Source organism: Ruegeria sp. BH8 (genome assembly GCF_056538065.1).
The window spans coordinates 945,506-969,302 of record NZ_JBQFSP010000001.1 but is presented as its reverse complement, the minus strand read 5'-3'; the positions used below and the strand labels follow the sequence as shown (position 1 = coordinate 969,302).

General features: G+C 57.2%; 21 protein-coding genes and 1 tRNA gene. 8 read left to right on the top strand and 14 right to left on the bottom strand.

Annotation, left to right across the window (positions count from 1 at the left end; genetic code table 11):
- Nucleotides 1-24: 24 nt before the first annotated feature.
- The 5 genes from ACR0AD_RS04795 to ACR0AD_RS04775 are packed head-to-tail and all read right to left on the bottom strand — an operon-like array spanning nt 25 to nt 4,073.
- The gene (locus tag ACR0AD_RS04795) at nt 25-1,197 is read right to left on the bottom strand and encodes a molybdopterin molybdotransferase MoeA (RefSeq protein ID WP_480485523.1); all 1,173 of its coding nucleotides are present in this window, start codon (nt 1,195-1,197) and stop codon (nt 25-27) included.
- Nucleotides 1,194-1,667, bottom strand: a complete 474-nt coding sequence (moaC, locus tag ACR0AD_RS04790) for a cyclic pyranopterin monophosphate synthase MoaC (protein ID WP_267364518.1) — start codon at nt 1,665-1,667, stop codon at nt 1,194-1,196. The genes ACR0AD_RS04795 and moaC overlap by 4 nt, the downstream gene beginning before the upstream one ends.
- Complete coding sequence (trpC, locus tag ACR0AD_RS04785) at nt 1,667-2,479, bottom strand: indole-3-glycerol phosphate synthase TrpC (RefSeq protein ID WP_480480774.1); 813 nt, start codon at nt 2,477-2,479, stop codon at nt 1,667-1,669. Before trpC ends, moaC begins: the two co-directional genes overlap by 1 nt.
- Entirely contained in the window at nt 2,476-3,495 is a 1,020-nt protein-coding gene (trpD, locus tag ACR0AD_RS04780; protein ID WP_480480776.1) for an anthranilate phosphoribosyltransferase, read from the bottom strand. The genes trpC and trpD overlap by 4 nt, the downstream gene beginning before the upstream one ends.
- Nucleotides 3,492-4,073: an anthranilate synthase component II gene (locus tag ACR0AD_RS04775; RefSeq protein ID WP_480472961.1), complete on the bottom strand. Its 582-nt coding sequence runs from the start codon at nt 4,071-4,073 to the stop codon at nt 3,492-3,494. The genes trpD and ACR0AD_RS04775 overlap by 4 nt, the downstream gene beginning before the upstream one ends.
- Before the next feature lie 199 nt (nt 4,074-4,272).
- Here ACR0AD_RS04775 and ACR0AD_RS04770 point away from each other — a divergent pair, with 199 nt between their 5' ends.
- On the top strand, nt 4,273-5,700 hold the full coding sequence (locus ACR0AD_RS04770) for a divergent polysaccharide deacetylase family protein (RefSeq protein ID WP_480485525.1): 1,428 nt from the start codon (nt 4,273-4,275) through the stop codon (nt 5,698-5,700).
- Nucleotides 5,701-5,747: 47 nt separating this feature from the next.
- Here ACR0AD_RS04770 and trpE read toward each other — a convergent pair whose 3' ends face one another.
- The 5 genes from trpE to fabI form a co-directional block, all read right to left on the bottom strand.
- Entirely contained in the window at nt 5,748-7,259 is a 1,512-nt protein-coding gene (gene trpE / locus ACR0AD_RS04765; RefSeq protein ID WP_480480780.1) for an anthranilate synthase component I, read from the bottom strand.
- 11 nt (nt 7,260-7,270) lie between these two features.
- Nucleotides 7,271-9,112, bottom strand: coding sequence for a SurA N-terminal domain-containing protein (locus tag ACR0AD_RS04760; protein ID WP_480485526.1), 1,842 nt, complete (start codon nt 9,110-9,112; stop codon nt 7,271-7,273).
- A gap of 80 nt (nt 9,113-9,192) precedes the next feature.
- On the bottom strand, nt 9,193-10,368 hold the full coding sequence (locus tag ACR0AD_RS04755) for an aminotransferase (protein WP_480485529.1): 1,176 nt from the start codon (nt 10,366-10,368) through the stop codon (nt 9,193-9,195).
- Between the two features lie 21 nt (nt 10,369-10,389).
- On the bottom strand, nt 10,390-10,899 hold the full coding sequence (gene gpt / locus ACR0AD_RS04750) for a xanthine phosphoribosyltransferase (protein ID WP_267365342.1): 510 nt from the start codon (nt 10,897-10,899) through the stop codon (nt 10,390-10,392).
- A 4-nt stretch (nt 10,900-10,903) separates the two neighbouring features.
- Nucleotides 10,904-11,710 (bottom strand): enoyl-ACP reductase FabI, encoded by an 807-nt coding sequence (gene fabI, locus ACR0AD_RS04745; RefSeq protein ID WP_267365343.1) that lies wholly within the window; start codon nt 11,708-11,710, stop codon nt 10,904-10,906.
- A gap of 135 nt (nt 11,711-11,845) precedes the next feature.
- Between fabI and pdxH the strand changes: the two genes are divergently transcribed.
- From pdxH to ACR0AD_RS04725, 4 genes are all read left to right on the top strand, one after another.
- Nucleotides 11,846-12,451: a pyridoxamine 5'-phosphate oxidase gene (gene pdxH, locus ACR0AD_RS04740; protein ID WP_480480787.1), complete on the top strand. Its 606-nt coding sequence runs from the start codon at nt 11,846-11,848 to the stop codon at nt 12,449-12,451.
- A gap of 142 nt (nt 12,452-12,593) precedes the next feature.
- A complete protein-coding gene (locus ACR0AD_RS04735; RefSeq protein ID WP_245220458.1) occupies nt 12,594-13,100 on the top strand; it encodes a cold-shock protein in 507 nt (168 codons plus the stop codon).
- A gap of 7 nt (nt 13,101-13,107) precedes the next feature.
- The gene (locus tag ACR0AD_RS04730; RefSeq protein ID WP_480485531.1) at nt 13,108-13,575 is read left to right on the top strand and encodes a DUF192 domain-containing protein; all 468 of its coding nucleotides are present in this window, start codon (nt 13,108-13,110) and stop codon (nt 13,573-13,575) included.
- A gap of 43 nt (nt 13,576-13,618) precedes the next feature.
- Nucleotides 13,619-13,695, top strand: a tRNA-Pro gene (locus ACR0AD_RS04725).
- A gap of 14 nt (nt 13,696-13,709) precedes the next feature.
- Here the strand turns inward: ACR0AD_RS04725 and ACR0AD_RS04720 are convergent.
- On the bottom strand, nt 13,710-14,144 hold the full coding sequence (locus tag ACR0AD_RS04720) for a hypothetical protein (protein ID WP_267365347.1): 435 nt from the start codon (nt 14,142-14,144) through the stop codon (nt 13,710-13,712).
- Nucleotides 14,145-14,685: 541 nt separating this feature from the next.
- Between ACR0AD_RS04720 and ACR0AD_RS04715 the strand changes: the two genes are divergently transcribed.
- Complete coding sequence (locus tag ACR0AD_RS04715; protein ID WP_480485533.1) at nt 14,686-18,306, top strand: vitamin B12-dependent ribonucleotide reductase; 3,621 nt, start codon at nt 14,686-14,688, stop codon at nt 18,304-18,306.
- 903 nt (nt 18,307-19,209) lie between these two features.
- Entirely contained in the window at nt 19,210-19,455 is a 246-nt protein-coding gene (locus tag ACR0AD_RS04710; RefSeq protein WP_480472945.1) for an EF-hand domain-containing protein, read from the top strand.
- A 52-nt stretch (nt 19,456-19,507) separates the two neighbouring features.
- Here the strand turns inward: ACR0AD_RS04710 and ACR0AD_RS04705 are convergent, their stop codons facing one another.
- Entirely contained in the window at nt 19,508-21,052 is a 1,545-nt protein-coding gene (locus ACR0AD_RS04705) for a trimethylamine methyltransferase family protein (protein WP_480472943.1), read from the bottom strand.
- A gap of 414 nt (nt 21,053-21,466) precedes the next feature.
- Between ACR0AD_RS04705 and ACR0AD_RS04700 the strand changes: the two genes are divergently transcribed.
- The gene (locus tag ACR0AD_RS04700) at nt 21,467-21,985 is read left to right on the top strand and encodes an outer membrane protein (RefSeq protein ID WP_480485535.1); all 519 of its coding nucleotides are present in this window, start codon (nt 21,467-21,469) and stop codon (nt 21,983-21,985) included.
- A 6-nt stretch (nt 21,986-21,991) separates the two neighbouring features.
- Here the strand turns inward: ACR0AD_RS04700 and ACR0AD_RS04695 are convergent, their stop codons facing one another.
- On the bottom strand, nt 21,992-23,176 hold the full coding sequence (locus ACR0AD_RS04695; protein WP_480485536.1) for a pyridoxal phosphate-dependent aminotransferase: 1,185 nt from the start codon (nt 23,174-23,176) through the stop codon (nt 21,992-21,994).
- 56 nt (nt 23,177-23,232) lie between these two features.
- Complete coding sequence (locus ACR0AD_RS04690) at nt 23,233-23,577, bottom strand: MmcQ/YjbR family DNA-binding protein (protein WP_480472937.1); 345 nt, start codon at nt 23,575-23,577, stop codon at nt 23,233-23,235.
- Nucleotides 23,578-23,797 lie beyond the last annotated feature (220 nt).

Genomic DNA, 23,797 nt, shown 5'->3' with positions numbered 1-23,797 from the left:
TGTGTCAATGAATTTGGGAGAAGTTCAGATCGGCAGGTACTGAACCGTTTCCCCGGTCTTGCGGGCGGGATCGTTCGGGGGACGGACCAATAGGGCGTTTGCCTGCGCCAGAACGCTAAGGAGAGAGCTGTCCTGATCTGCACAGGCCCGGATACCCGTTTCGCCCAGAACCGCGCGCATGTAATGCTCGCGCGGGCCGTTTTCTGTCAGTGGTTCGGTCAAGTGGGCAGACCGAAAGGGCGGCAGAACCAATTCCAACCCCAGCATCCGGCGCACCATCGGGGCAAGGAACAGATAGCCACAGACCATCGCGCTGACCGGGTTCCCAGGAAGTCCGACCATCGCGGTGCCACCCATGCGACCAGCCATCAGGGGTTTTCCGGGGCGCATTCGGATCTTGTAGAAAGACCGGTCCATCCCCAAACCCTGCGATACATCAGACACAAGGTCGTAGTCACCAACCGACGCACCGCCAATCGTCACGACGAGATCGGCCCCTCGCGCCAGGTCAAACGCAGTCTCAAGCGATGAAACCGTGTCCCGTGCAATCGGAAGGACACGAACCACAGCACCGAGCCCCTCAAGCAATGCCCGCAATCCAAACGTGTTCGACGCGATAATCTGGTCCGGTCCCGGTTCTTCGCCGGGCATGACAAGTTCGTCGCCGGTCGAGATCAGGGCAATCACGGGTTTTCGAGAAACCGGGACCTGCGCGATATTCATCGCAGCCATCAGGGCAACGTCTTCGGCGCGGATCATACGCGGTGCCGTGATGGGCGCGCCTGCCATGAAATCCACACCGGCAGGGCGGATGTTTGTTTTGGGGCCGGGGTCGTCTGTGATCGTGATCAGATCGCCACGCCGGTCGGTATCTTCCTGAATCACAACGAAGTCTGAGCCCTCGGGAACCGGAGCGCCGGTAAAGATACGTACGGCCTGACCGGGGCCTACTGAGCCGTCGAAACGACGGCCCGCGGCGGATTCTCCCACCACTTTGAACATGGCATGAAGCTCGACTTCGTCGGCTTTGACGGCGTAGCCATCCATCGATGATGCGGCAAATGGCGGCTGGTCGCGCGTTGCCACAACCTCGTGTGACAGAACACGTCCCGCAGACTGGGCCAGTGGAACCTGTTCCGAAGGTAGAGGGCTGACAAGATCGAACAGCAGGGCGCGCGCTTCTTCGACGGTAATCATTTCGCCTCGTAACGTCCTGATTTTCCGCCGTCTTTGAGGCTTACATGAATGCCGCCAATTTCCATCGCTTTGTCGACGGCTTTGGTCATATCGTACACAGTCAAGGCTGCGGTGGAAACGGCGGTCAGGGCCTCCATTTCAACTCCGGTTTGACCTGACGTCTTGACTGTCGCTTCGATCTGAACACCCGGCAGATCCGGGTCGAGGGTCAGTTCAACGGCAACCTTGGTCACTGGCAAAGGATGGCAGAGCGGGATCAGATCCGGCGTCTTCTTTGCACCCATGATACCGGCCAGGCGGGCAACGCCCAAAACATCGCCCTTTGCTGCGCGTTGTTCTGAAATGATTCCATAGGTTTCCGGCGCCATTTTCACGTGACCTACAGCTACGGCTATGCGATCTGTGACCTCTTTGCCCGAGACGTCGACCATGTGCGCCTGACCTTGAGCATCGAAATGGGTCAGCGGCATCACATCACTCCGGGGATAAGCGGATTGGACAGGATGTGGCGGGTGGCCGCTTCGACATCGTCCTGGCGCATCAGGCTTTCGCCGATCAAAAAGCACCGGGCGCCATAGCGCGCAATATCCCGCAAATCTTCCGGGTTGCCCAACCCGCTTTCACACACGATAGTACGGTCTGCCGGTACCAGTTTGGACAGGCGTCGTGTTGTATCAAGAGTGGTCTCGAAGGTTTTGAGATTGCGGTTATTTATGCCAATCAATGGGCTTTTCAGTTGGGCTGCGCGTTCAAGCTCGGCTTCGTCGTGCACCTCAATCAGAACATCCATCTCCCAATCGAAAGCGGTTTGTTCCAACTCGGCTGCCTGATCATCGCTGACGGATGCCATGATGATCAGAATACAGTCGGCTTCCAAAGCACGTGCCTCAACCACCTGATAAGGGTCATAAATGAAATCTTTGCGCAAAGCGGGCAGAGATGTCGCGTTACGCGCTTGTGTCAGATATTCCTTGGCACCCTGAAAGCTGGGCGTGTCGGTGAGCACGGATAAACACGCAGCACCGCCTTCTTCATATGCCTTAGCCAAGGCAGGCGGATCAAAATCAAGCCGGATCAAACCCTTGGAGGGACTGGCTTTCTTGACCTCAGCGATCAGGCCGTAACCTTGCCGGGACGCAGCTTGAAGCGCTGCGGCAAACCCGCGGGTTTCCGAAGCGGCACGTGCTTCACTTTCCAGCGTTTCCAAGGACTTCTGAGCCTTGTCTGCTGCGATTTCTTCCAGTTTGTAGGCTTTGATCTTGTCCAGAACGGTTTCGGTCATGCGGCCTCCTGAGTCTTGGCGGCCAAGGCCGTAATTTTGTTTTTGGCTTCACCGCTGTCGATGCTCTCGGCGGCCATGGCCACACCTTCGCGCAGATCACTTGCCGCATCAGCGACAACCAATGCCGCGGCAGAGTTCAGCAACACTGCGTCACGATACGCGGACGGGGCGCCGTCCAGCAGCGCACGAAATGCGATGGCGTTCTCTTCAGGGGTTCCGCCGAGGATGTCTTCGAAAGGGTGCACAGGCAGGCCAGCATCCTCGGGGTGCAGCTCGACCTCTTTGATCACGTCATCTTCCAAAGCGGCGACCCAGCTGATACCGGTGATCGTCAACTCGTCTGTCCCGTCCGATCCGTGTACCAGCCACGCGCGGTCTGACCCCAGCAAGCCTAGTGTTTCAGCCATGGGGCGGATCAGCTCGCGGCTAAAGGCACCCGTCAGTTGCCGTTTGACACCGGCAGGGTTGGTCAGCGGGCCCAGGATATTGAAAATCGTGCGCGTTCCCAGTTCCTGCCGCGAGGGCATAACATGCGCAATAGCCGGGTGATGCATCGGTGCCATCATGAAACCGATACCGACATCTTTCAGAGCACTTTCAACAACTTGTGGTCCAACCATAACGTTGATACCCATTTGCCCCAGTGCATCCGCTGCGCCGGATTTGGAGCTTAGGTTGCGGTTGCCGTGTTTTGCGACTGTCACGCCAGCACCTGCGACGACAAATGCAGTCGCGGTCGAGATGTTCAGGGTGCCTTTCCCGTCTCCGCCCGTGCCAACGATGTCGATCGCCCCTTCGGGCGCCCGCACGGCATTGCACTTGGCGCGCATCACAGCCGCGGCCGCGGCATATTCATCAACCGTTTCCCCCCTTGTACGCATGGCCATCAACAGCCCGCCAATCTGGCTTGGCGTGGCTTCGCCGTTGAACAGGATGCCAAAGGCGGTCTCGGCCTCTTTACGGGTCAGCGGACGATCGGCGGCTGCTCCGATCAACGGTTTCAGCGCGTCGCTCATGCGGGGACTTTCAGTTCTTGCAGGAAGTTCTTGAGAAGGGCGTGACCATGCTCGGAAGCAATCGATTCAGGGTGGAACTGAACACCGTGAATAGGCAGTTCCTTGTGTTGCAGCCCCATGATCGTGCCGTCTTCCAGCTCGGCTGTGATCTCAAGACAGTCGGGCAGCGTCTCACGCTCGACCACCAGCGAATGGTAGCGTGTGGCTTCAAAGGGCGATGGAAGGCCAGCAAAGACGCCTTTTCCGGTGTGGTGCATGATGCCCATTTTGCCGTGCACAATTTCGTGGCACCGAACCACCTTGCCACCGAACGCCTGTCCAATGGTCTGATGCCCAAGACAAACCCCCAAAAGGGGTGTTTTGGTCTCGGCCGCCGCTTCGGTCAGAGCCAGACAGATGCCCGCCTGATCCGGGTCGCAGGGGCCGGGGCTTAGCAAGATGCCAGCCGGGTTCATGGCCATTGCTTCCTGTACATCCAGCGCATCATTGCGGCGAATGACCATTTCGGCACCAAGTTCGCCCAAATAATGTACCAAATTGTAGGTAAACGAGTCGTAGTTGTCGATCAGCAGCAGCATATGGGCACTTATCTTCGCTTGGGCATTTCGGGCTGGCGATGCAACCCCGGGCCACGGTATAATGTCCGCACATACATGCTCAGGCTTGGGCGGCAGCGTCAAGAGGACATACGGTTTCTGACGCCTCCAATTGACCGAGCGCCACACCAGATGGCGCAGAGCAGGGCGAGGCAGGGAAAAGAGGCGAAAGGCAGGAAATATGGGCGGATTTTTCGGAGGAATGGTCGCAGGGGCGATCGTTGTTTTGATCTTGGGTGCGGTCGTGTCGCTCAACACGCCGATGGTCAATACGCCGGTTGTTGCGACCGAAGCACCAGCGCCGACGATTTCAGAAACACCAGAGGCGCCTAGTGAACTTGCCGAGGACGTTTCTGATGCCGATCTGGTGGAACTGGCCCCGCGTGCGCCAGAAGCCGCCGATAATGCCAGCGAAGATCTGGCCGACCTGTCCGGGCTGGAAGCGTCATCCGAGCCGCAGCCCGAGGTTGGTAAAGCGGCTGAGGCCCCGAACGAGCCCACTGCAACGGTGGCGACCGAAGTGTCTGTCATGACCGAAGCCCCCGCTGCGCCGCCCGAGCCTAGCCAGGTGCCCGCAGTTCAGCAGGAACAGTCGTTGCCGGTTGTAATTGATGAAACCCCCACACCGCCGATCGAGTCCGACACAACCGAGGTCGCAGTTCTTGAGCCCGAACCAAATCCGTTGCCACAGGTCGAGGCTGATCCACAAACAAATGACGCCACGACTGATAATTCATTTGAAAGCAGTCCGATTGCGGTGGAAGGGGATGAAGACACCTTGCCCCGCGAGCTTCCGCGCATTGCTGCGCTGCCTCAGATCGGGGGAGAACAGGAAGAAAGTACCAGTTCGATCGTCGGAAAACGTATCCTGCCGTTGACGGAACGAGATGATGAGCCTGTTGCAGAACAGGCGATTTCCGAACAGCCATCTGCGGAAAAACCGATTGAACGTTTTGCCGCCAAGTTCGAGAACCCGGAAGCTAAGCCGCTGATGTCGATCATTCTGATTGATGACGAAGGCGCATTCGGTGCCGAAGCGTTGCAGGATTTCCCTTACCCGATCAGCTTTGCCGTAAACCCGTCTGATCCGGATGCGGCGGAAAAGATGGCACGGCACCGCGCGGCCGGGTTCGAAGTTCTGGCCCTTGCGGACTTGCCCGAGGCAGCAAGCGCGCAGGATGCCGAAGTTTCCTTGTCTGTGTGGCTGGACACCTTGCCTGAAACAGTGGGTATTCTGGAAGGCGTGAACAGCGGCATTCAAGGAAATCGCAAGCTGGCCGATCAGGTCGCGGCGATTGCCGCCGGAACCGGACGCGGGTTGATCACACAGGACAATGGGCTGAACACTGTCCAGAAGTTGGCGGTTCGCAATGGCATTCCGTCCAGCGTAGTGTTCCGCGATATCGATGGGGCGCGACAGGATCCCAGAATCATGCGCCGGTTCCTGGATCAGGCCGCGTTCCGGGCAGGTCAGGAAGGAACCGTTGTCATGCTGGGGCGGGTACGGCCCGAGACAATCTCGGCCCTGTTGCTGTGGGGTCTTGAGGATCGCGGCAGCCGGGTAGCGATGGCGCCGATCTCGGCCGTCTTGATGAAACAGGTACAGTGACAGCTTGAAACAGGGCGGTGATCAATTGATCAGCCGCCCTTGTTTTTTTAACTGTTGCCGTTTCCGGTGAACCGAGCGGCATCTTCCGCCGCGCGCCGAATGGCGTTTGACTTATGGACAGTCTCCATAAACTCGGCCTCGGGGTCGCTGTCATAGACAACACCGCCGCCAGCCTGAATATAGAGTTTCTGATCCTTCACGATGGCCGTGCGCAGGGCAATGCACATGTCCATGTCACCGCCTGCGCTGAAATAGCCAACACCACCGCCATAGACGCCGCGTTTTTCCGGCTCAAGCTCGTCAATGATCTCCATCGCCCGCACTTTCGGCGCACCCGAGACGGTGCCCGCAGGCATCCCGGCAAAGAAGGCGTCCAGCGCATCTTTGTCTTCCGCCAGCTCACCCACCACGTTCGACACGATGTGCATCACATGGCTGTAGCGTTCGATGATGAACTCTTCGGTCGGGCGAACTGTGCCGATTTTGGACACGCGGCCGGTATCATTGCGCCCGAGGTCCAGAAGCATGAGATGTTCGGCTAGCTCTTTCTTATCGGCCAGCAGGTCAAGCTCGTTCGCTTTGTCTTCCTCGGGGGTCGCGCCACGGGGACGTGTGCCTGCAATCGGGCGAATGGTGACTTCGCTGCCGAACACCCGCACCAGAATCTCGGGGCTGGCCCCAACGACCTGAAAACCGCCGAAGTTGAAGTAGAACATAAACGGCGAGGGGTTGGTGCGCCGCAGCGAACGATAAAGCGCAAAAGGCGGCAGCGGAAATTCCTGCGTCCAACGCTGCGCTGGAACTACCTGGAAGATATCGCCAGCACGGATGTATTCCTTGGCCTTTTCAACCGCTTCCAAATAGCCGGATTTGGTGAAGTTCGACACCGGCGCCGCAATTTCGCGCGCGTCGCCCAGATCACGGGTTTCGGCGGGCATCGCACGTTCCAGATCGCGGACCGCATCCATCACACGCTCGGCCGCCTGCGCATAGGCAGCTTTGGCAGATTGACCGTCGCTGGCCCAGGCGGGTGAAACCACCGTCACCTCGCCTTTGACGCCATCCAATACTGCGACAACAGACGGGCGCAACATGATCGCATCTGGCAGTCCCAGCGGATCGGGGTTCACGTTCGGCAGGTATTCGACCAGCCGGACCATGTCATAGCCCAGATATCCAAACAATCCGGCGGCAGCCTGAGGCAGGTCGTCTGGCAGTTCAATACGGCTTTCGGCCAGCAAGGCGCGCAGATTGTCCATCGGATTGCCGTCCTGCGCAGCAAAGGCGTCGGCGTCGAACCGCGCCGAGCGGTTCAACTCGCACGTTTCACCGTGACAGCGCCAGATCAGGTCCGGTTTCATGCCGATGATCGAATAGCGGCCACGCACCTCACCGCCCGTAACCGACTCCAGCATGAACGCATCTTTCTGCGCTCCCGTCAGTTTGAGCATCAACGATACGGGTGTGTCCAGATCGGCGGCGAGACGTGTGTAAACCACCTGGTTTTCGCCCGCTTCATAGGCGCGTGCGAAGGTATCGAAATCGGGTGTCAGGGCCATCTTGGTCTCGCTTAAAAGCTCGCCTGCACGGCGTTTAGCGCCTGCTGATCCACGACCGGGCGGGCGCGGGTCTGAGCGTCCCGTACGTATGCGTCAAAAATATTCTGCGACAGCGCCTGATCCATCTGCGTTGCCAGTGCGTCGCGCAACCGGCGCAGCTCGTCGGAATCCTCGGGGGGCAGAACCTCGTCCAGACGCACCAGCAAGGCTGCACCATTTCCACCAATGACACGCAACTCACCGAGTTCCATCTGAAACACTTCATTCATGAAACTGGCGGGGACGTCATCAAGAAACGCGGTACGCGTCAGTGCGTTTTCAACGCGGAAGGGCAGGCCAGTCGCTGCGAAGTCACCATCAGTGGCCAGTAGGCTCAATGCGGCGTTTGCTTTGTCCAACAGGGCTTTATTGGTCTCTGCCTGTACCCAAGCCGCAGCGACACTGTCGCGTGCGCTTTCCAGCGGTTCGGGGCGACGCGGCAGAACGTCGTTCAGGCGCAAGGCAAAGATCGATCCATCTTCGAGAAATGCGATTTCAGGGAAATCTCCTTCTTGCACGGCTTCGGCGGCCGTGCGGAACCCGTCATAGGCCGCTATGTCCTCGGCGCTGTCTCGGGTCCAGTCGATCTGACCCAGTTCCATTTCGGTTTCATTTGCCAGTTCTTCCAGAGTCGCACCGCCAGCCAACATGTCGTTTATGTCTTCGGACTGTGCCTCGATCAGGCGGCGGGCGCGTTCTGTCGCCAGTTCTTCGCGCAGGGCCGGTTCGGCCTCCTCAAAGGGAACGCTGTTTGCAGCCAGGGATCCGTTGACACGGAACAGGGCTGGGCCAAATACCGAAGGCAGAGGGCCAACAACGGCGTCAAGCTCTGCCGCGAACACGGCGTCGGCGGCCTCGCCCAGATCCTCACGTGTCAGGTCGCCTAGATCGATATCGGAAAGTTCCAGATCACGATCGCGAACCAGTTGTTCAAAGGTCGTTCCGCCGACCTCAAGTTGCGCCTTGGCGTCGTTGGCTGCTTGTTCATCCGGGAAATTCAGGCGCTCGACCAGACGGCGTTCCGGTTGATTATATTCGTCCGACCGCTCTTCAAAAAGCTTGCGAAGGGATTCTTCGTCAACCTCAACCGTGTCCACCAACATGGCCGGAGACAGAATCGCATAAGTCAGCTGTTTGGTACGGGGCAGGGTGAACTGTTCAGCGTTTTCGTCATAGAAGGTCTGAATCTGCGCGTCAGTCGGTTCGGCCATGGGGGTTTCCAATACCTCGGCCCCTGCCGTCGCAACGGTAAAGCTGCGACGGGCGCCGATATAGTTGGCCATTGTGTCTGTCACGGTTGAGGGCATTTCCACACCCCCCATGATCGCACCTTGAACGATCGTACGGGCAGATTCTTTGCGCAGGTCCGACTCGAACTCGGAATCCGTCATGCCGACCTGTTCAAGCTGAAAGCGGTATGCCTCGCGGTCGAAATTGCCGTCTACGCCCTGAAAGGCCGGGACAGACACGATCTCTTTTTGCAGGTTTTCATCCCCTATGGAAATCCCAAGCTGGCTCACCTCGTTGTCCAGCGACGCCAAGGCCGTCAGGCGGGCAAGCGCGTTTCGGTCCAGCCCCAGATCGCGTGCCTGCGACATTTGCAGGGGCTGACCCGATTGCGTTTCAACCGCTCGGATCTCGCGCTGCAACTCGCGGACAAAATCATCGATCGAGATGCTTTCATCACCAACTTGCGCCACTGTACGGACTGTGCCGCTCAGGTTGACCGCGCCGAACCCCGCAAGCCCCAGCATCAGCATGCCCATCAGAATCCAGACAAAGGTTTTCGAAAGACTTTTAGCGCCTGCGGCCATGGTGCCCTCTTGTTATTACGGCAGCGTTCTGCCCTGTCGGTTGCTGCCTTGAATACGACGCACACCGCCGGGGGGCAAGCTTAGAAGGACAGGCCCTGCAATCGTTTGAACAATTGGCCCAAACCTGTGCGGTCGAGGTTGGCGAAGGCAATGCGCACTTGCCGTTTCCCGTCCGGGTGGTGAGCGGGCATGAACATGGTACCGGGCAATAACAGAACACCGGCTTCACGCACCAAACGCCGGGCAAGCTCGTCAGACGGAATGTCAAACGGATGCTCCAGATAGGCGAAATACGCCCCAAGTCCCAAAAGGCGCCAACCTTCGGATTCCAGCGCGGGCATACCCTCAAGGATGGCAGCACGACGGTCGAGTATTTCGTCGCGTTCCCCTGCCAACCATTGCGACAAGTTTTGCATACCCCACAGCGCGGCGAACTGTCCGATCTGACCAGGGCAAATGGCAACGGTGTCAAGAAACTTTTCGACCTCAGCCAAAAGGGAAGGGCCCGTTGCAATGGCGCCGACCCTGTGACCCGTCAGCCTGTAGGCCTTAGAGAAGGAATAAAGGTGGATCAGCGTCTGATCCCAGTCTGGTTGTTGGAACAGGTCATGTGGCGGCCCGCTGCGGCTGTCGAAGTCACGGTAGGTTTCGTCGACGATTAGGTGAATCCCGGTTTCGCGCGCCAGCTCAAAGAAGGCGCGGACAAGGTCCGCCGGGTATTCAACGCCGCCGGGATTGTTGGGCGTGACCAGAGCGATGGAACGTGTTTTGTCCGTGATCAGCGCGCGTGCGCGCTCAGGGTCGGGCAGTAAGTCGTCGCCGGTCTTCAGGCCAACTGCATGGACACCGGACATATCCAACCACATTTTATGATTGAAATACCATGGGGTTGGAAGAATAACCTCATCCCCTTCGCCGGTGATGGCCGAAATCACTGCTGAAAACGCCTGATTGCAGCCTGAGGTAATTGCAACCTCAGATGCCTCAACACTTGCTGCGTAATGCGCGCTGATCTGCGCAGCCAGTTCTGCGCGAAGATCATTATTTCCCAGCACAGGGCCATAAAGATGCGCATGGTCTTCGCGCACGGTAAATTCGGCCATAGCCTCGCGCAACGCCAGCGGCGGCGGGTCAACCGGTGCCGCCTGGCTGACGTTGATCAGCGGGCGTTCGGGTGGGAACGTAACGCCCTCGAGCCATCGGCGCGCTTCCATCACTGGCGGCGCGAATGTTGCGGCGGTCCGGCTGAGCGTCATGTGCTGCCTACTGATCTGAATTCAATCGGTGCCCCGATAGGGCTCGACATATTGAAGGGCCATATCCCACGGGAAAAAGATCCATGTGTCCTGACTGACTTCGGTGATGAACGTATCCACCATAGGGCGTCCCTTGGGCTTGGCATAAACCGTCGCAAAATGCGCGTTCGGATACATCTCCCGAACCAGTTCCAGGGTTTTCCCGCTGTCCACAAGATCGTCGATGATCAGAATTCCGGTTCCGTCGCCCATTAACTTGGCATCGGGTGCTTTCAGAACTTCCGCCTCACCCTGAGCTTGATGGTGGTAGGATTTGACGCTGACCGTATCGACAGTACGAATATCCAGTTCCCGGCTGACGATCATCGCAGGGGCCATGCCGCCACGGGTGATCGCCACAACAGCACGCCAGCTGCCATCATCGGGGCCTTGCCCGTCCAGACGCCACGCCAATGCGCGCGAGTCGCGGTGGATCTGGTCCCAGCTGATGTGAAATCCTTTTTCGTGCGGCAGGCGGTCCTTAGCGCTCATGTTCTTAACCTTTTTCCACATCAGGGGCGTCAACGGCCTTCATTCCGACAATATGGTAACCCGAATCCACGTGCAGATTCTCTCCGGTGACGCCGCTGCTGAGGTCCGACAACAGGTACAGGGCCGACTTGCCGACATCGTCAATGGTCACGTTGCGGCGCAGCGGAGAGTTGTACTCGTTCCATTTCATGATGTAGCGAAAATCGCCAATGCCGCTGGCAGCCAGGGTTTTGATCGGGCCGGCCGAGATCGCGTTCACGCGAATACCGTCCTTGCCCAGGTCCTCGGCCAGATACTTTACTGACGCCTCCAGCGCGGCCTTGGCAACACCCATCACGTTATAGTGGGGCATCACCTGCTCGGCTCCGTAATAGGTCAGTGTTATGGCACTGCCGCCTTCGGACATCATCTTTTCCGCGCGCTGCATAACCGCGGTGAACGAATAGACGGAGACATCCATCGTCAGCGTGAAATTGGCCCGGCTGGTATCCACATAACGTCCACGCAATTCGTTCTTGTCAGAAAAACCGATGGCGTGAACGATAAAGTCCAGCTTGCCCCATTTCTCTTCCAGCGCCGAGAAAAGCCCATCAATTGAAGCCTCATCGCTCACGTCGCAGGGCAGAACGATTTCGCTGCCCAATTGCGCAGCCAGCGGGTCCACACGTTTTTTTAAAGCGTCACCCTGATAAGAAAAGGCAAGTTCAGCTCCGGCTTCGGACAAGGCGCGGGCGATTCCCCATGCGATTGATTTGTCATTGGCCAGTCCCATGATGAGGCCACGTTTGCCGGCCATCAACTGATTTGACATGTTTGGTTCTCCGCCTGTCTTCGCGTTAGATTGGCATGGTTTATGCCATTGGTAGCGCTGCATCAAGGCCGTGCGCTCTTGCTCGCAGCGGGTTCTCGCCTTAGGCTCGTCATTAATACTTTCCAGGGGATGGAAATGACCGAGCGTGATGGCATCTTTGCTGGCTCCGATCCGTTTAAAATTGCGGCCCGGTGGTTAGCTGAGGCTGAAGAAACTGAATTGAATGATCCGAATGCGATTGCGCTTGCAACCGTTGACCCGGATGGTTTGCCAAATGCACGCATGGTTTTGCTGAAAGAAATCGAAGCGGATTCATTTGTATTCTATACAAACTACGAAAGCGTCAAAGCGAATGAGCTGGATACGTCGGAAAAAGCTGCATTTGTAATGCATTGGAAATCTTTGCGGCGTCAACTTCGTGTTCGTGGTACAGTATGTCGTGAAAACGGGCCCCAGGCTGATGCGTATTATGCATCAAGGTCATTGAAAAGCCGGTTGGGTGCCTGGGCTTCAAAGCAGTCACAACCGCTTTCAAGTCGGACAGCTTTGATGGCAGAGGTCGCGAAAGTGACCGCTAAACTTGGGCCGAATCCACCTCGTCCTCCATTCTGGGGCGGGTACCGATTAACGCCGACAGAGATTGAGTTCTGGGCTGATGGAGCATTTCGCTTGCATGACCGGTTCAGATGGAAACGAATTGAGCCGGGATCGGCATGGCATGTTGAAAGGTTGAATCCATGACGTTCACGTGTCGTGAATTGCAACAGGCAGAAAGTAAACGATTTTTTCAGCTTGAATTTGCCCGCCAATCCCATAAACAACAGACCCTTAACGAACTGCTAAAATTCGCGATGGGAAAACCGTGCCAGAAGACCTGAACAACATGTATCGCGTCCGTGGACACGTGAAATGGTTCGATCCCGCTAAGGGATACGGCTTTGTTGTGTCCGACGAAGGCGGGCCAGACATCCTGTTGCATGTGAATGTTTTGCGCAATTTCGGTCAGAGTTCCGTCGCGGACGGTGCGGGTATCGAAATCATGACACATCGCACGGACAGAGGTGTCCAAGCGGTTGAGGTTGTTGCAATCGACCCGCCAGCGCGCGCCGAGTCGATGATGTTGGCCGATTTCGCCGAGTTGGATCCGGACGCTATCGCAGAAGCCCCTTTGGAGGCTGCGCGGGTGAAGTGGTTCGACAAAGGCAAGGGCTTCGGGTTCGCAAATGTTTTTGGGCGCGGTGAAGACGTGTTCTTGCATATCGAAGTGTTGCGGCGCTCGGGGCTTGCTGACCTCCAGCCCGGAGAGGCGCTTGCGATGCGCGTAATTGATGGTAAGCGCGGCCGAATGGCGGCGCAGGTTCTCGCCTGGGAAGCCGCGCTGGACGGCTGACACTTCGATGACTCGTTTTCTGGTATTCTGGACACTTCTGATCACACTGTGGACAGGGGGGGCGTTTGCTGCGTGCAGCGTTGATCATATCACTCTCCGAAACGACAGCGCGACAATCCGATTTGACGTGGAATTGGCGGTTACGCCTCAGGAACGGTCAAAGGGGTTGATGTTTCGCGAGTCGTTGCCGAATCGATCTGGTATGCTGTTCGTGTTCGATCCACCGCAACCTGTCGCGTTCTGGATGAAGAACACACTGATTCCGCTCGACATGATATTTCTGGACCGTACGGGCACAGTGTCACACGTGCATGAGCGTGCGATTCCCGGCGATCTGACACCGATTGAAGGTGGGGATGCCGTTTTTGCGGTGCTGGAAATCAATGCCGGATTGTCCGCGCGCTACTCTATCGGCGTCGGCACTCAGATGCAGCACGAAATTTTTTCGCAAGGTCCTGCGATTTGGCCCTGTTAGGGCTTTTCAAATCAGATTGTCATCGTTAGGAAGGCGCACGGTCCGGGGCGTGGCGCAGTCTGGTAGCGCACCTGTTTTGGGTACAGGGGGTCGTAGGTTCGAATCCTGCCGCCCCGACCACTTCCTTCACATTCTCATGTGGGCGTTCCGCCCATCGCCAGATACAACGAGCTGATCGCCTGATCCAGCGCGTCACTTTCCAGTGGAACCTCAACGATTGCTCCGGTTTTCTGCGGCACTTTAAAGTACGATCGTGCGTCGACGCGATAGCCGGAACCTGTTTTTGACGATGTCAGGCGCATGACACTTTGGGGCAGGTCCTGCGGAAATCCGTCATAGTTCAGAATCAAATAGGCTGCCGCTTTTGGGGGCAGGTATTCGCTGCACTCAAAAGCCTGTTTGCCGATTTTCTCAAATACCTTGCCGGGTCCAGAACAACTGGATTCAAATGCCTCAAACAACCTTTGAGGCTGCGTTTCGAACAGCGCGCTACGTGACGGGGTGGGCGTTTCTTGTGGCGTGCAGGCCACGATACAGGCCAACGCGGGGATAAAGCGAAGCAACTTCATTCATTTGGCCTTTCTCATTCCGAAGTGAACCTTTGGTCGTTCAGCGTGGGTTCGACAGACCCGGCGAAGATGATTCCTTTACAGCCTAACCAGCGCGGCGTTGGTTGATCAAATACAGATAACTATGCTGGTAAAAACGGTAATTCGATTTGAGACTTCGAGTTGTGACCGAGAATTTGCCGAAGGCGAGCCTGTGGAGGAATCGGACCTTGAGTTTCACACCCCTCGTGTCCGGGTCTGGTCAACAAAAAAGATTTCAAATTTGGCTGAAAAAGGGCGTTGACCTTCTATGGCAATATACGCCAAATTGTATGAGCCGAAGAGATTGCCACAATATCTGGTGTTCAAGCCGGGACGGCAACAGGCGAGGGTCGGATAAGCACAGTCTATTAACGTGCAGCCGTTGTAACGGCTTTTTCGCTGTCCAAAACAGCGACCAGTACCTTTGTGCGCTTCTGTCGGCGTTGCGGGTGGTGCTCCGCAACTCAAAATGTAGTGCCGTGAACCGAAAATTAGGCGGAATTTAACTAGGGCTGCGGACATGAAGATTGAAAGAAAATTCACCAAACCAGATCAGGATGCCTATTCGGAACTGGATTTTGTGTCTGCGACATCTGAAATCCGAAACCCCGATGGAACCATTGTGTTCCGCCTGGAAGGGATCGAAGTTCCGTCAACCTGGTCGCAGGTGGCAAGCGATGTGATTGCCCAGAAGTACTTTCGCAAGGCTGGTGTCCCGTCCAAACTGACCAAAGTTAAGGAAAAAGACGTTCCTGAATTCCTGTGGCGGTCGGTTCCCGCTGAAGATGCTGAATTCGAAGGCGAAATTTCCTCCAAGCAGGTCTTTGACCGGCTGGCCGGTGCGTGGGCATACTGGGGGTGGAAAGGTGGCTACTTTTCGACCGAAGAGGATGCACGCGCCTATTTCGACGAAATGCGGTACATGCTGGCGACTCAGCGCGCCGCCCCAAACAGCCCGCAATGGTTCAATACTGGCCTGCACTGGGCTTATGGAATCGACGGTCCGGCGCAAGGGCACCACTATGTCGACTACAAGACCGGCAAACTGACCAAATCCAAATCCGCCTACGAACATCCGCAGCCACATGCCTGCTTCATCCAGTCCGTCGATGATGATCTGGTGAACGAAGGCGGCATCATGGATCTGTGGGTGCGCGAAGCACGGTTGTTCAAATACGGCTCGGGCACCGGGACCAACTTCAGCCATCTGCGTGCGGAAGGCGAGGCACTGTCAGGTGGCGGCAAATCCTCGGGCCTGATGGGCTTTCTCAAGATCGGCGACCGCGCCGCCGGCGCGATCAAATCAGGCGGGACAACCCGTCGGGCAGCAAAGATGGTTATTGTCGATGCGGATCACCCCGATATCGAACAATTCATCGAATGGAAGGTAATCGAAGAGCAGAAAGTGGCCTCGATCGTTGCCGGATCGAAGATGCACGAGAAGATGCTGAACGGTATTTTCGAGGCCATTCGCTCTTGGGACGGTGCTGCCGAGGATGCCTATGATCCCAACAAGAACGAAGAGTTGAAAAAGGCGATCCGCGAGGCGAAAAAGGTAGCAATACCAGAGGCTTACGTAAAGCGTGTGCTGGATTATGCCAAGCAGGGTCACGACAGCATCGAATTCCCGACATATGACACGGACTGGGACTCGGAAGCCTATAGCTCGGTTTCGGGCCAGAACTCGAACAACTCCATCCGCGTCACCAATGCGTTTCTGACCGCTGTTGAGAAAGACGCCGATTGGGAGCTGATCAACCGCACCGATGGCAAGGTTGCTAAGACGGTTAAGGCGAGGGACCTGTGGGAGAAAGTCGGCCACGCTGCATGGGCCTGTGCCGATCCAGGTATCCAGTTCCACGACACGGTCAACGAATGGCACACATGCCCCGAAGATGGTGAAATTCGCGGATCGAATCCGTGTTCGGAATACATGTTCCTGGATGACACGGCCTGTAACCTGGCCTCGATGAACCTGCTGACCTTCCTCAAGGATGGTGAGTTCCAGGCAGCCGACTACATGCACGCCTCGCGCCTTTGGACCCTGACGCTGGAAATCTCGGTGACCATGGCGCAATTCCCGTCAAAGGAAATCGCGCAGCTGTCGTACGACTTCCGCACTCTGGGCCTGGGTTACGCAAACATTGGCGGCCTGCTGATGAACATGGGCTACAGTTATGACTCGGACGAGGGCCGGGCGATCTGCGGTGCCCTGACCGCGATCATGACCGGTGTGGCATATGCCACTTCAGCTGAGATTGCCGGTGAGCTTGGCCCGTTCAAGGGATACAAGCGCAATGCCGACCATATGCTGCGCGTTATCCGCAACCATCGCCGCGCGGCGCAGGGGGTGACCGAGGGGTATGAGAAGCTGGCCGTCAAGCCGGTGCCTCTGGACCATGGTAACTGCCCCGACAAGCGTTTGGTCGATCTGGCCATGTCGGCGTGGGACGAAGCGCTGAGCCTTGGCGAGCAGAACGGTTACCGCAACGCACAGGCCACTGTGATTGCCCCCACCGGCACCATCGGTCTGGTGATGGACTGCGACACCACGGGAATCGAGCCCGATTTTGCGCTGGTGAAGTTCAAGAAGCTGGCAGGCGGCGGTTACTTCAAGATCATCAACCGCTCGGTACCTTCTGCGCTGGAAAAGCTTGGCTATTCCTCGTCGCAGATCGAAGAGATTGTATCCTATGCGGTCGGCCACGGCACCATCGGCAACGCGCCGGGGATTAACCACACCTCGCTGACCGGTCATGGCTTTGGCCCGAACGAGTTGGCCAAGGTGGATGCCGCGCTGGAAAGCGCCTTCGACATCCGGTTCGTCTTCAACCAGTGGACACTGGGCGAAGATTTCTGCACCGGTGTTCTGGGCATTCCAGCGACCAAGCTGAATGACCCAACGTTTGATCTGCTGCGCCATCTGGGCTTTACCAAGGCGGATATCGACGCGGCGAACGATCATGTCTGCGGAACCATGACTCTGGAAGGTGCACCGCATCTGAAGGAAGAACACTACGCGATCTTCGACTGCGCCAACCCGTGCGGCAAGAAAGGCAAGCGTTTCCTTGGGGTTGGCAGCCACATCACCATGATGGCGGCGGCACAAAGCTTTATCTCGGGTGCGATCAGCAAAACGATCAACATGCCGAATGATGCGACAATCGAGGATTGCCAGAAGGCCTATGAGCTTAGCTGGTCACTGGGTGTGAAGGCCAACGCGCTGTACCGCGACGGCTCGAAACTGTCTCAGCCCCTTGCGGCTGCGCTGGTCGAGGATGATGACGAGGCGGCCGAGGTGCTGGAAAGCGGCTCAGCACAGGAAAAAGCCGTCGTTCTCGCCGAGAAGGTGATCGAGAAGGTTGTGGTCAAGGAAATCATCCGCAGCCATCGCGAGAAACTGCCGCATCGCCGCAAGGGGTATACTCAGAAGGCAATCGTTGGCGGCCACAAGGTGTACTTGCGCACGGGTGAGTTTGAAGACGGTCAATTGGGCGAGATTTTCATCGACATGCACAAGGAAGGCGCTGGCTTCCGGGCGATGATGAACAACTTTGCCATCGCCGTGTCGGTCGGCCTGCAATATGGCGTGCCGCTGGAAGAGTTTGTCGACGCCTTCACCTTTACCAAGTTCGAACCGGCAGGGATGGTGCAAGGCAACGACTCGATCAAGAACGCAACCTCGATCCTGGATTACATCTTCCGCGAACTGGCCGTGTCTTATCTGGACCGTACCGATCTGGCTCATGTGAAACCCGAGGGTGCTACCTTTGATGATCTTGGCCGCGGAGAAGAGGAAGGCGTTTCCAACGTCTCGGAAATCAGTGAAACTGCGGCGTCCAAGTCTTTGGAGGTGTTGAAACAAATCAGCTCGACCGGGTATCTGCGCAAGCGTCTGCCGCAGGATTTGATGGTGTTAAACGGCAGTTATGGCGACGTGGCCGGAATGTCGGAAACAGCAACTGTGTTCGAAGCGCCTGCCACCGAAACGGCAGTGGCAACCGGGATGGACGCCCGCACCAAAGCCAAGATGCAGGGCTATGAGGGCGACCCCTGTGGCGAATGCGGAAACTACACGCTGGTGCGTAACGGCACTTGCATGAAGTGCAACACCTGCGGCGCGACAAGCGGGTGTAGCTGAGGAATTGATGGTTGGGGACCGGTGTTGGCGCACCGATCCCCGGCTTTTCCCCCGCTTAACCAGTGCGGGCGAGGGATAAACCGACTCGGTTCGAAAGACCGATAGAAAGGAGAAAACACGTAAGAGTTCGGCGATCAACGACGCGCTGCCAACTCACAGGAAATACATGAGTTGTCCCCAACTCACCTGTGGATAAGGAGGGACTGAATATGTCTCGACGAAAGAACTCGGAAGTAACGAGTGCCAAGGCTGCATCTGCCGCAGCTAAGGTGCTTCGAAATCCGAAGTCCTCGAAAGCTGCCAAAACGGCAGCGGCGTCGGCGCTAACACAGCGGCCGAACAAGAAGAAGTAAGTTCTTCTCTTAGCGCCTCGGCACCCCGGGGCGTAGGGGTCGGGCGCTGCCCTAAGTAACCGACCCCGACGAATACGGAGAACAGGTCTGAGACTTACCAAGTGACCTTTCTCCACTCGGCCGACATGCCCGTGTTGGCCGGGAACAGGGTGGGGCGGAATACTTGCTCCCTCCCACTCTTTCACGGGGCGGGTGCGCTCGCCCCATGCGCAGTCCAGGCCGCAGGCAAAAAAACACCGGGCGGTCAACGAAATGAGCCTGGAAGGCGAAACTGACAGGGGGCTTCGGCCCCCTTTCTTTTTTGTCCTTCCGAGTCGTCCCGGATAGGCGCCACATTGCCGGATTGAGGTGGTCCTGTCGGGCAAGAGCCGCCGACAACGGTTTCATGGTTTTCTTCAGGCGGTGAACCGCAAACCCGACTCGGGCAAACACGCAAAGATTGGCGTGAAATCACGAAGTTCTACCAAAACGCGTGACGCGCCGGGGTGTCCATGTGCTTCTGGGCGCTGTCCGGACGTAAACACAAACACACCTTTCAGGAGGCACTGAAATGAAATCGCATTATTTGATCGGGCTTTCCGTGGCCGTTCTGGGCTTGCCCGGCGTTGCTTCGGCCCAATCCTCAGCCGATACCAACGGTGATGGTCTTTTGACCATCGAGGAAATTCAGGCAGTCGTACCGGAAATCAACGCTGACACTTTCTCGGCCATGGATGCCAATGGTGACGGAGCGTTGGATGCAGACGAGGTCGCGATCGCGCAGGAGGCAGGATTGCTGCCGCCCAGCGACGGGTAGGCATCGAATGAACAGGCGGCCCGATCCATTTCGGGCCGCCTTTTCCATCACCTTAGGCGGGAAGATGGATTTTGAATTTTTTCCGAATCTCGGCGTCCAGAACCGGGTCGAACCTTGCAGGGGAAGGGGTGGAAAGGATTTCCTCTTTCCGGGCTACGGCTTTTTCCACCAGATCGGGCTTGCCAAGCTCCACCCACTCTTTCGGCGAGGAGCGATCTCCGAATGTTGGATAGACGTAATCTGACTGCATCCGGCTCAGCGTTGCGTCAGTTCCCAGATAGTGGCCTGGGCCGCCCATGCATACCGCCGCCATTTGATCCAGTGCCAGCGTGTCATCCGTCACCTCGATCCCGCGTACACAGCGTTGCGCCTGTCCGATCAGATCATCGCTGAGGATAAGGCTTTCCAGGCAGAACCCCAGCAACGAGGCATGCATCCCGGCCGCCTCATACACCATGTTCAGACCGGACAGACCTGCCATGACGTTCGAACACATCTGTTCCCAGCCGGCCTGCATATCGGGCAGTTTCGAATCCGATGCGCCAGCCGCAGCTCCGCCCGGCAAGTCATAGAACCGGTGCATCTGGGCGCATCCGGCAGTCAGAAGGGCCTGTTCCCCTGAACCAATCGACATGGCACCGGTCCGCAGGTCCAGACCAAAGGGCCAGGTGCCGAAAATCGCCGGGGCACCGGGACTTACGGCATTAACATAAACCAATCCCGCCAGGCATTCCGCAGTTGCTTGCGTGATCGCACCGGCGATGGTCGACGGCGCTGTAGCACCGGCCATACCGGCAGATAGCAACAAGACAGGCATACCGGCCTTGATGCATGCTTCCATCACTTCGCAGCTTTCGGTTGCGAATTTCATTGGAGGAACAACAAAGCAGTTCGAGTTCGAAACGAAGGGGCGCTCGCGAAATTTGTTTTCACCGCCGGCAATCATATAGATCATCTCCATCGCCGGTGCGACGTGGCTTGGTTCGGTGAAGGATGTCCCGACATGTTTGAAGGACCCAGAACAACAGGCGTAAATTGTGTTGAGGTCCATTTCGAGGTTGTCCGCGATGTCACGACAGACCATTGGCCGCTGCACAAAGTGAATGTTGTCAAGCTGTTGGCAGATTCGCGCGGCATCGTGCAGATCTTGCACGGTGGAATGGCGATATTCCCGACCGTGGACGTCGACCATGGACACGGCGGCCCCGGCCGTACCGTAGTGCACTTTGGTGCCCGACAATTCCAGATCGGTGTTTCCATCCCGGCTGTACAAAGTGACTGAGCGGTTCGCCTTAGCAATCGTGTCCTCGACAAGGGCACGTGGGAAACGGATACGGCCATCGTCACCCAAGGTGCAGCCCGCACCGACCAGATAGTCAATGCCACTTTGCGGGGCATCCGCCAGGCCAATGGTTTCAAGCGCGGTAAGTGCTGCTTCGTGGATGCGTTCGATCTGCGCCTGTGTCAGTACATTCAGGACGCCACCTTCCATTCCGGGGCGGACAGGTCGCAGGTGCTCAGGCAGTGCGGTTGCACGGGCAGCACGGCGCGCGGCGCGGCCGCCACTGCGCGAAGAATTGCGGGGTTGGTCGTTCATTTCAAGAATCCGGTCGTTGAGTGATGTCTTAAGGTGTCTTCAAGCACACCTTTACGGCCGTCCTCGTGCGGCACGCCCGCGATCCGCCCCAATAGTGCGGCTGATCAGGCTGATTTTCCAGTCATCGTCTGCCATTTTGCCCCTCAACATCTTGCGCGACAATTCCAAAACGCGGCGACACAATCTGTTCTATTTGCGACCTTTGATGATTATTCATATGGACAATTCTCACGGCTTATGGGGTCAGAGAACCAAACGCCGAGATTTTCACCCGTTTTGGAAGAAATCTGTTATACTGCATTCACTTACTTCCAAGGTCTGCTGAGCGGAGTTGAATTATGACCAGCAGGTCACAGATTGAATTGAAGTCATGCCTCTGATCGAAACCAGAGCGGTGTTGCATTGAGCCCGACTATGAACCCTTTTTCCGTCCTTGTTGTTGCGATATTGATCGCCGGAGCTAGCCCTGTTGCGGCTGAGGATTGGACTGGCGGGTATGCAGGGTTCAGTTTTGGATTTGCAGATGCCGACGGTCCGGGCGGTGCGAATGGCGATGATACGGCCTTTGGTGCGCATCTGGGCTATGATCAGGACTTTGGGAACTTCGTTCTGGGCGGTGAGTTGGAATATAACCGGCTGTCCCTGAACCTTGGCCAGTCTCAGGGCAGTCTCGACAGCATGACCAGCTTGAAACTGCGTGGCGGATATGAATTCGGTAACGCTCTGGGATACGTGGTCGTAGGCGCGGCGCGGGCTGATACGTCGGTCGACAGTGACACGGCCGCGGTTTACGGAATCGGATTGGCCTATCCGATTGGCGAGAATTTCGTTATCAGCGGTGAAGCGCTGCGGCAGAATTTCGACGATGTCACCCGATCCAGCGGCAGTCTGGACACCAATGTTTTCAACCTGCGTACGACATTTCGGTTTTAGATGCGGCTATTCAGCCGCGTGTCGCTTGGCGAGCTGCGCTGAATACATGCACAGGGTTCTCAAGGCACTGACAAATTTCTCATCATCCACGGTCATGGCAACCCGAATGTGCCCCGCTGCGGCTTTGCCAAAGCTTTCGCCCGGCATGACGGCAATCGCATGAGTGTCCAGCAGGGCGTTCGCAAACCCTTCGCCCGTCAGCCCGGTCGCCCGTATATCCAGCATCAGATACATAGAACCCTGCGCCGGGATGAGCCCCACTGTGTTCTGTGCCGCCAATACGTCTATCGCCAATGAACGGCGGCGACGGAATGGCGCGGCGATCTTGTTTTCAAGTTCCTGTCCTGCGGTCAGTGCAAAGCTGGCCGCGTCCTGAATGAACCCCGGAACGCCATAAGTTGTATGAGTAGCCAGATCTATCAGGTGGCGGATCACGTATTCCGGACCAACGATCCACCCGCATCGGGACCCGGTCATGGCATGTGATTTGGACATTGATCCAACCACTAAGGTACGGTCGGCCATTCCGGGCTGCGCGCGGGCGGACAGGTGCTCGCCCTCCCAGATCTGGGTGTCATAGACTTCGTCTGATATCAGCCACAGGTCACGGCGTTGGCAAACATCGGCAATGGCTTCAAGTGACTGATGGGAATACACCACTCCGGTCGGGTTGTTCGGTGTGTTGATCAACAGCGAAACCGCGCCTTCCGCCGCCGCATCAATCAAGTCTGCGCGCGGTTGAAATGCATCTTCTGCGGTGGTTCGAACAGCGCGGGCAATGGCCCCGGCACCGCGAATCGTTCCGGGGTAGGTGGCATAATACGGGTCCAGATACAGCCCGGTGTCGCCGGGATCGCACACCGCCATATGCGCGGCGAAAAGGGCGGACTGCCCACCGGGCGTGATCAGTACATTGTTGCGCGTCGTTGGGATACCTGTGCGGGACTGAACCCGGGTAGCAACCGTATCGCGCAGCAAATCTGTTCCGGGCACCGTGGCATAACCGGTGTGACCGTTGCGGGCCGACTGGTCCATAGCGTGCAGGATCGACGAGTCGGTACGAACGTCATGCTCGCCGATTGTCAATTCTGTCACAGCATGCCCTTCATTCAGCATCCGTCGGGCCCGATTGAACACCTCCCACCCGTCGCTGCCGCCGGTGATCTGCGTGATGCGCTTGGACAATTCCATGACAAGGGCCCCGGTTACTCTGCGCTGAATGGGGCAGAGCGGCGGACGTTTGTCAATCAGCTTCGCGGCGCTATCGAGGCCTGAAGTTTTTTGGTCAATGATGCGCGGACAAGGTCATAGGACACAGTCAAACGATGGCGCATTTCGTCTGCACCGGTGTCAAACGGAAGACGCACCCAGCTGCGGTGGAAATAGGGGGCTTTTACGCCGATCCCGGTGTCTATCAGCATCTGCGCCGTTTCGATATCGGGCGTTTTTACGGAAACACCGTCATTTGCGATCCCGATACAGGCGAACATTTTGCCACCAATTTTCCAGGCGTCATGGCCACCGCCCCAGGGATCGGACAGTTCAGCGCCGGGCAGCGTTTTGCAGATGGAATTGACGAAATCTCGGTCCATGTTCGGCACTGTGCCGAACGGGGATGGCAAACTCAACACTTGGCTTGGGAATGATCCCATGCTAACCGATGTCCCATGAACCCGGTGACCTGCATCATTATTATCTGCTGCATTACCTGCTGATTTATCAAGCGGGCCGGTTTCTTTCGTTTTCATCCCTGAGACAAGTTGCTAAGCCCGCGCCAACGCGTAAGCCTTTACTGTTTCTTAGGAGCCCGAC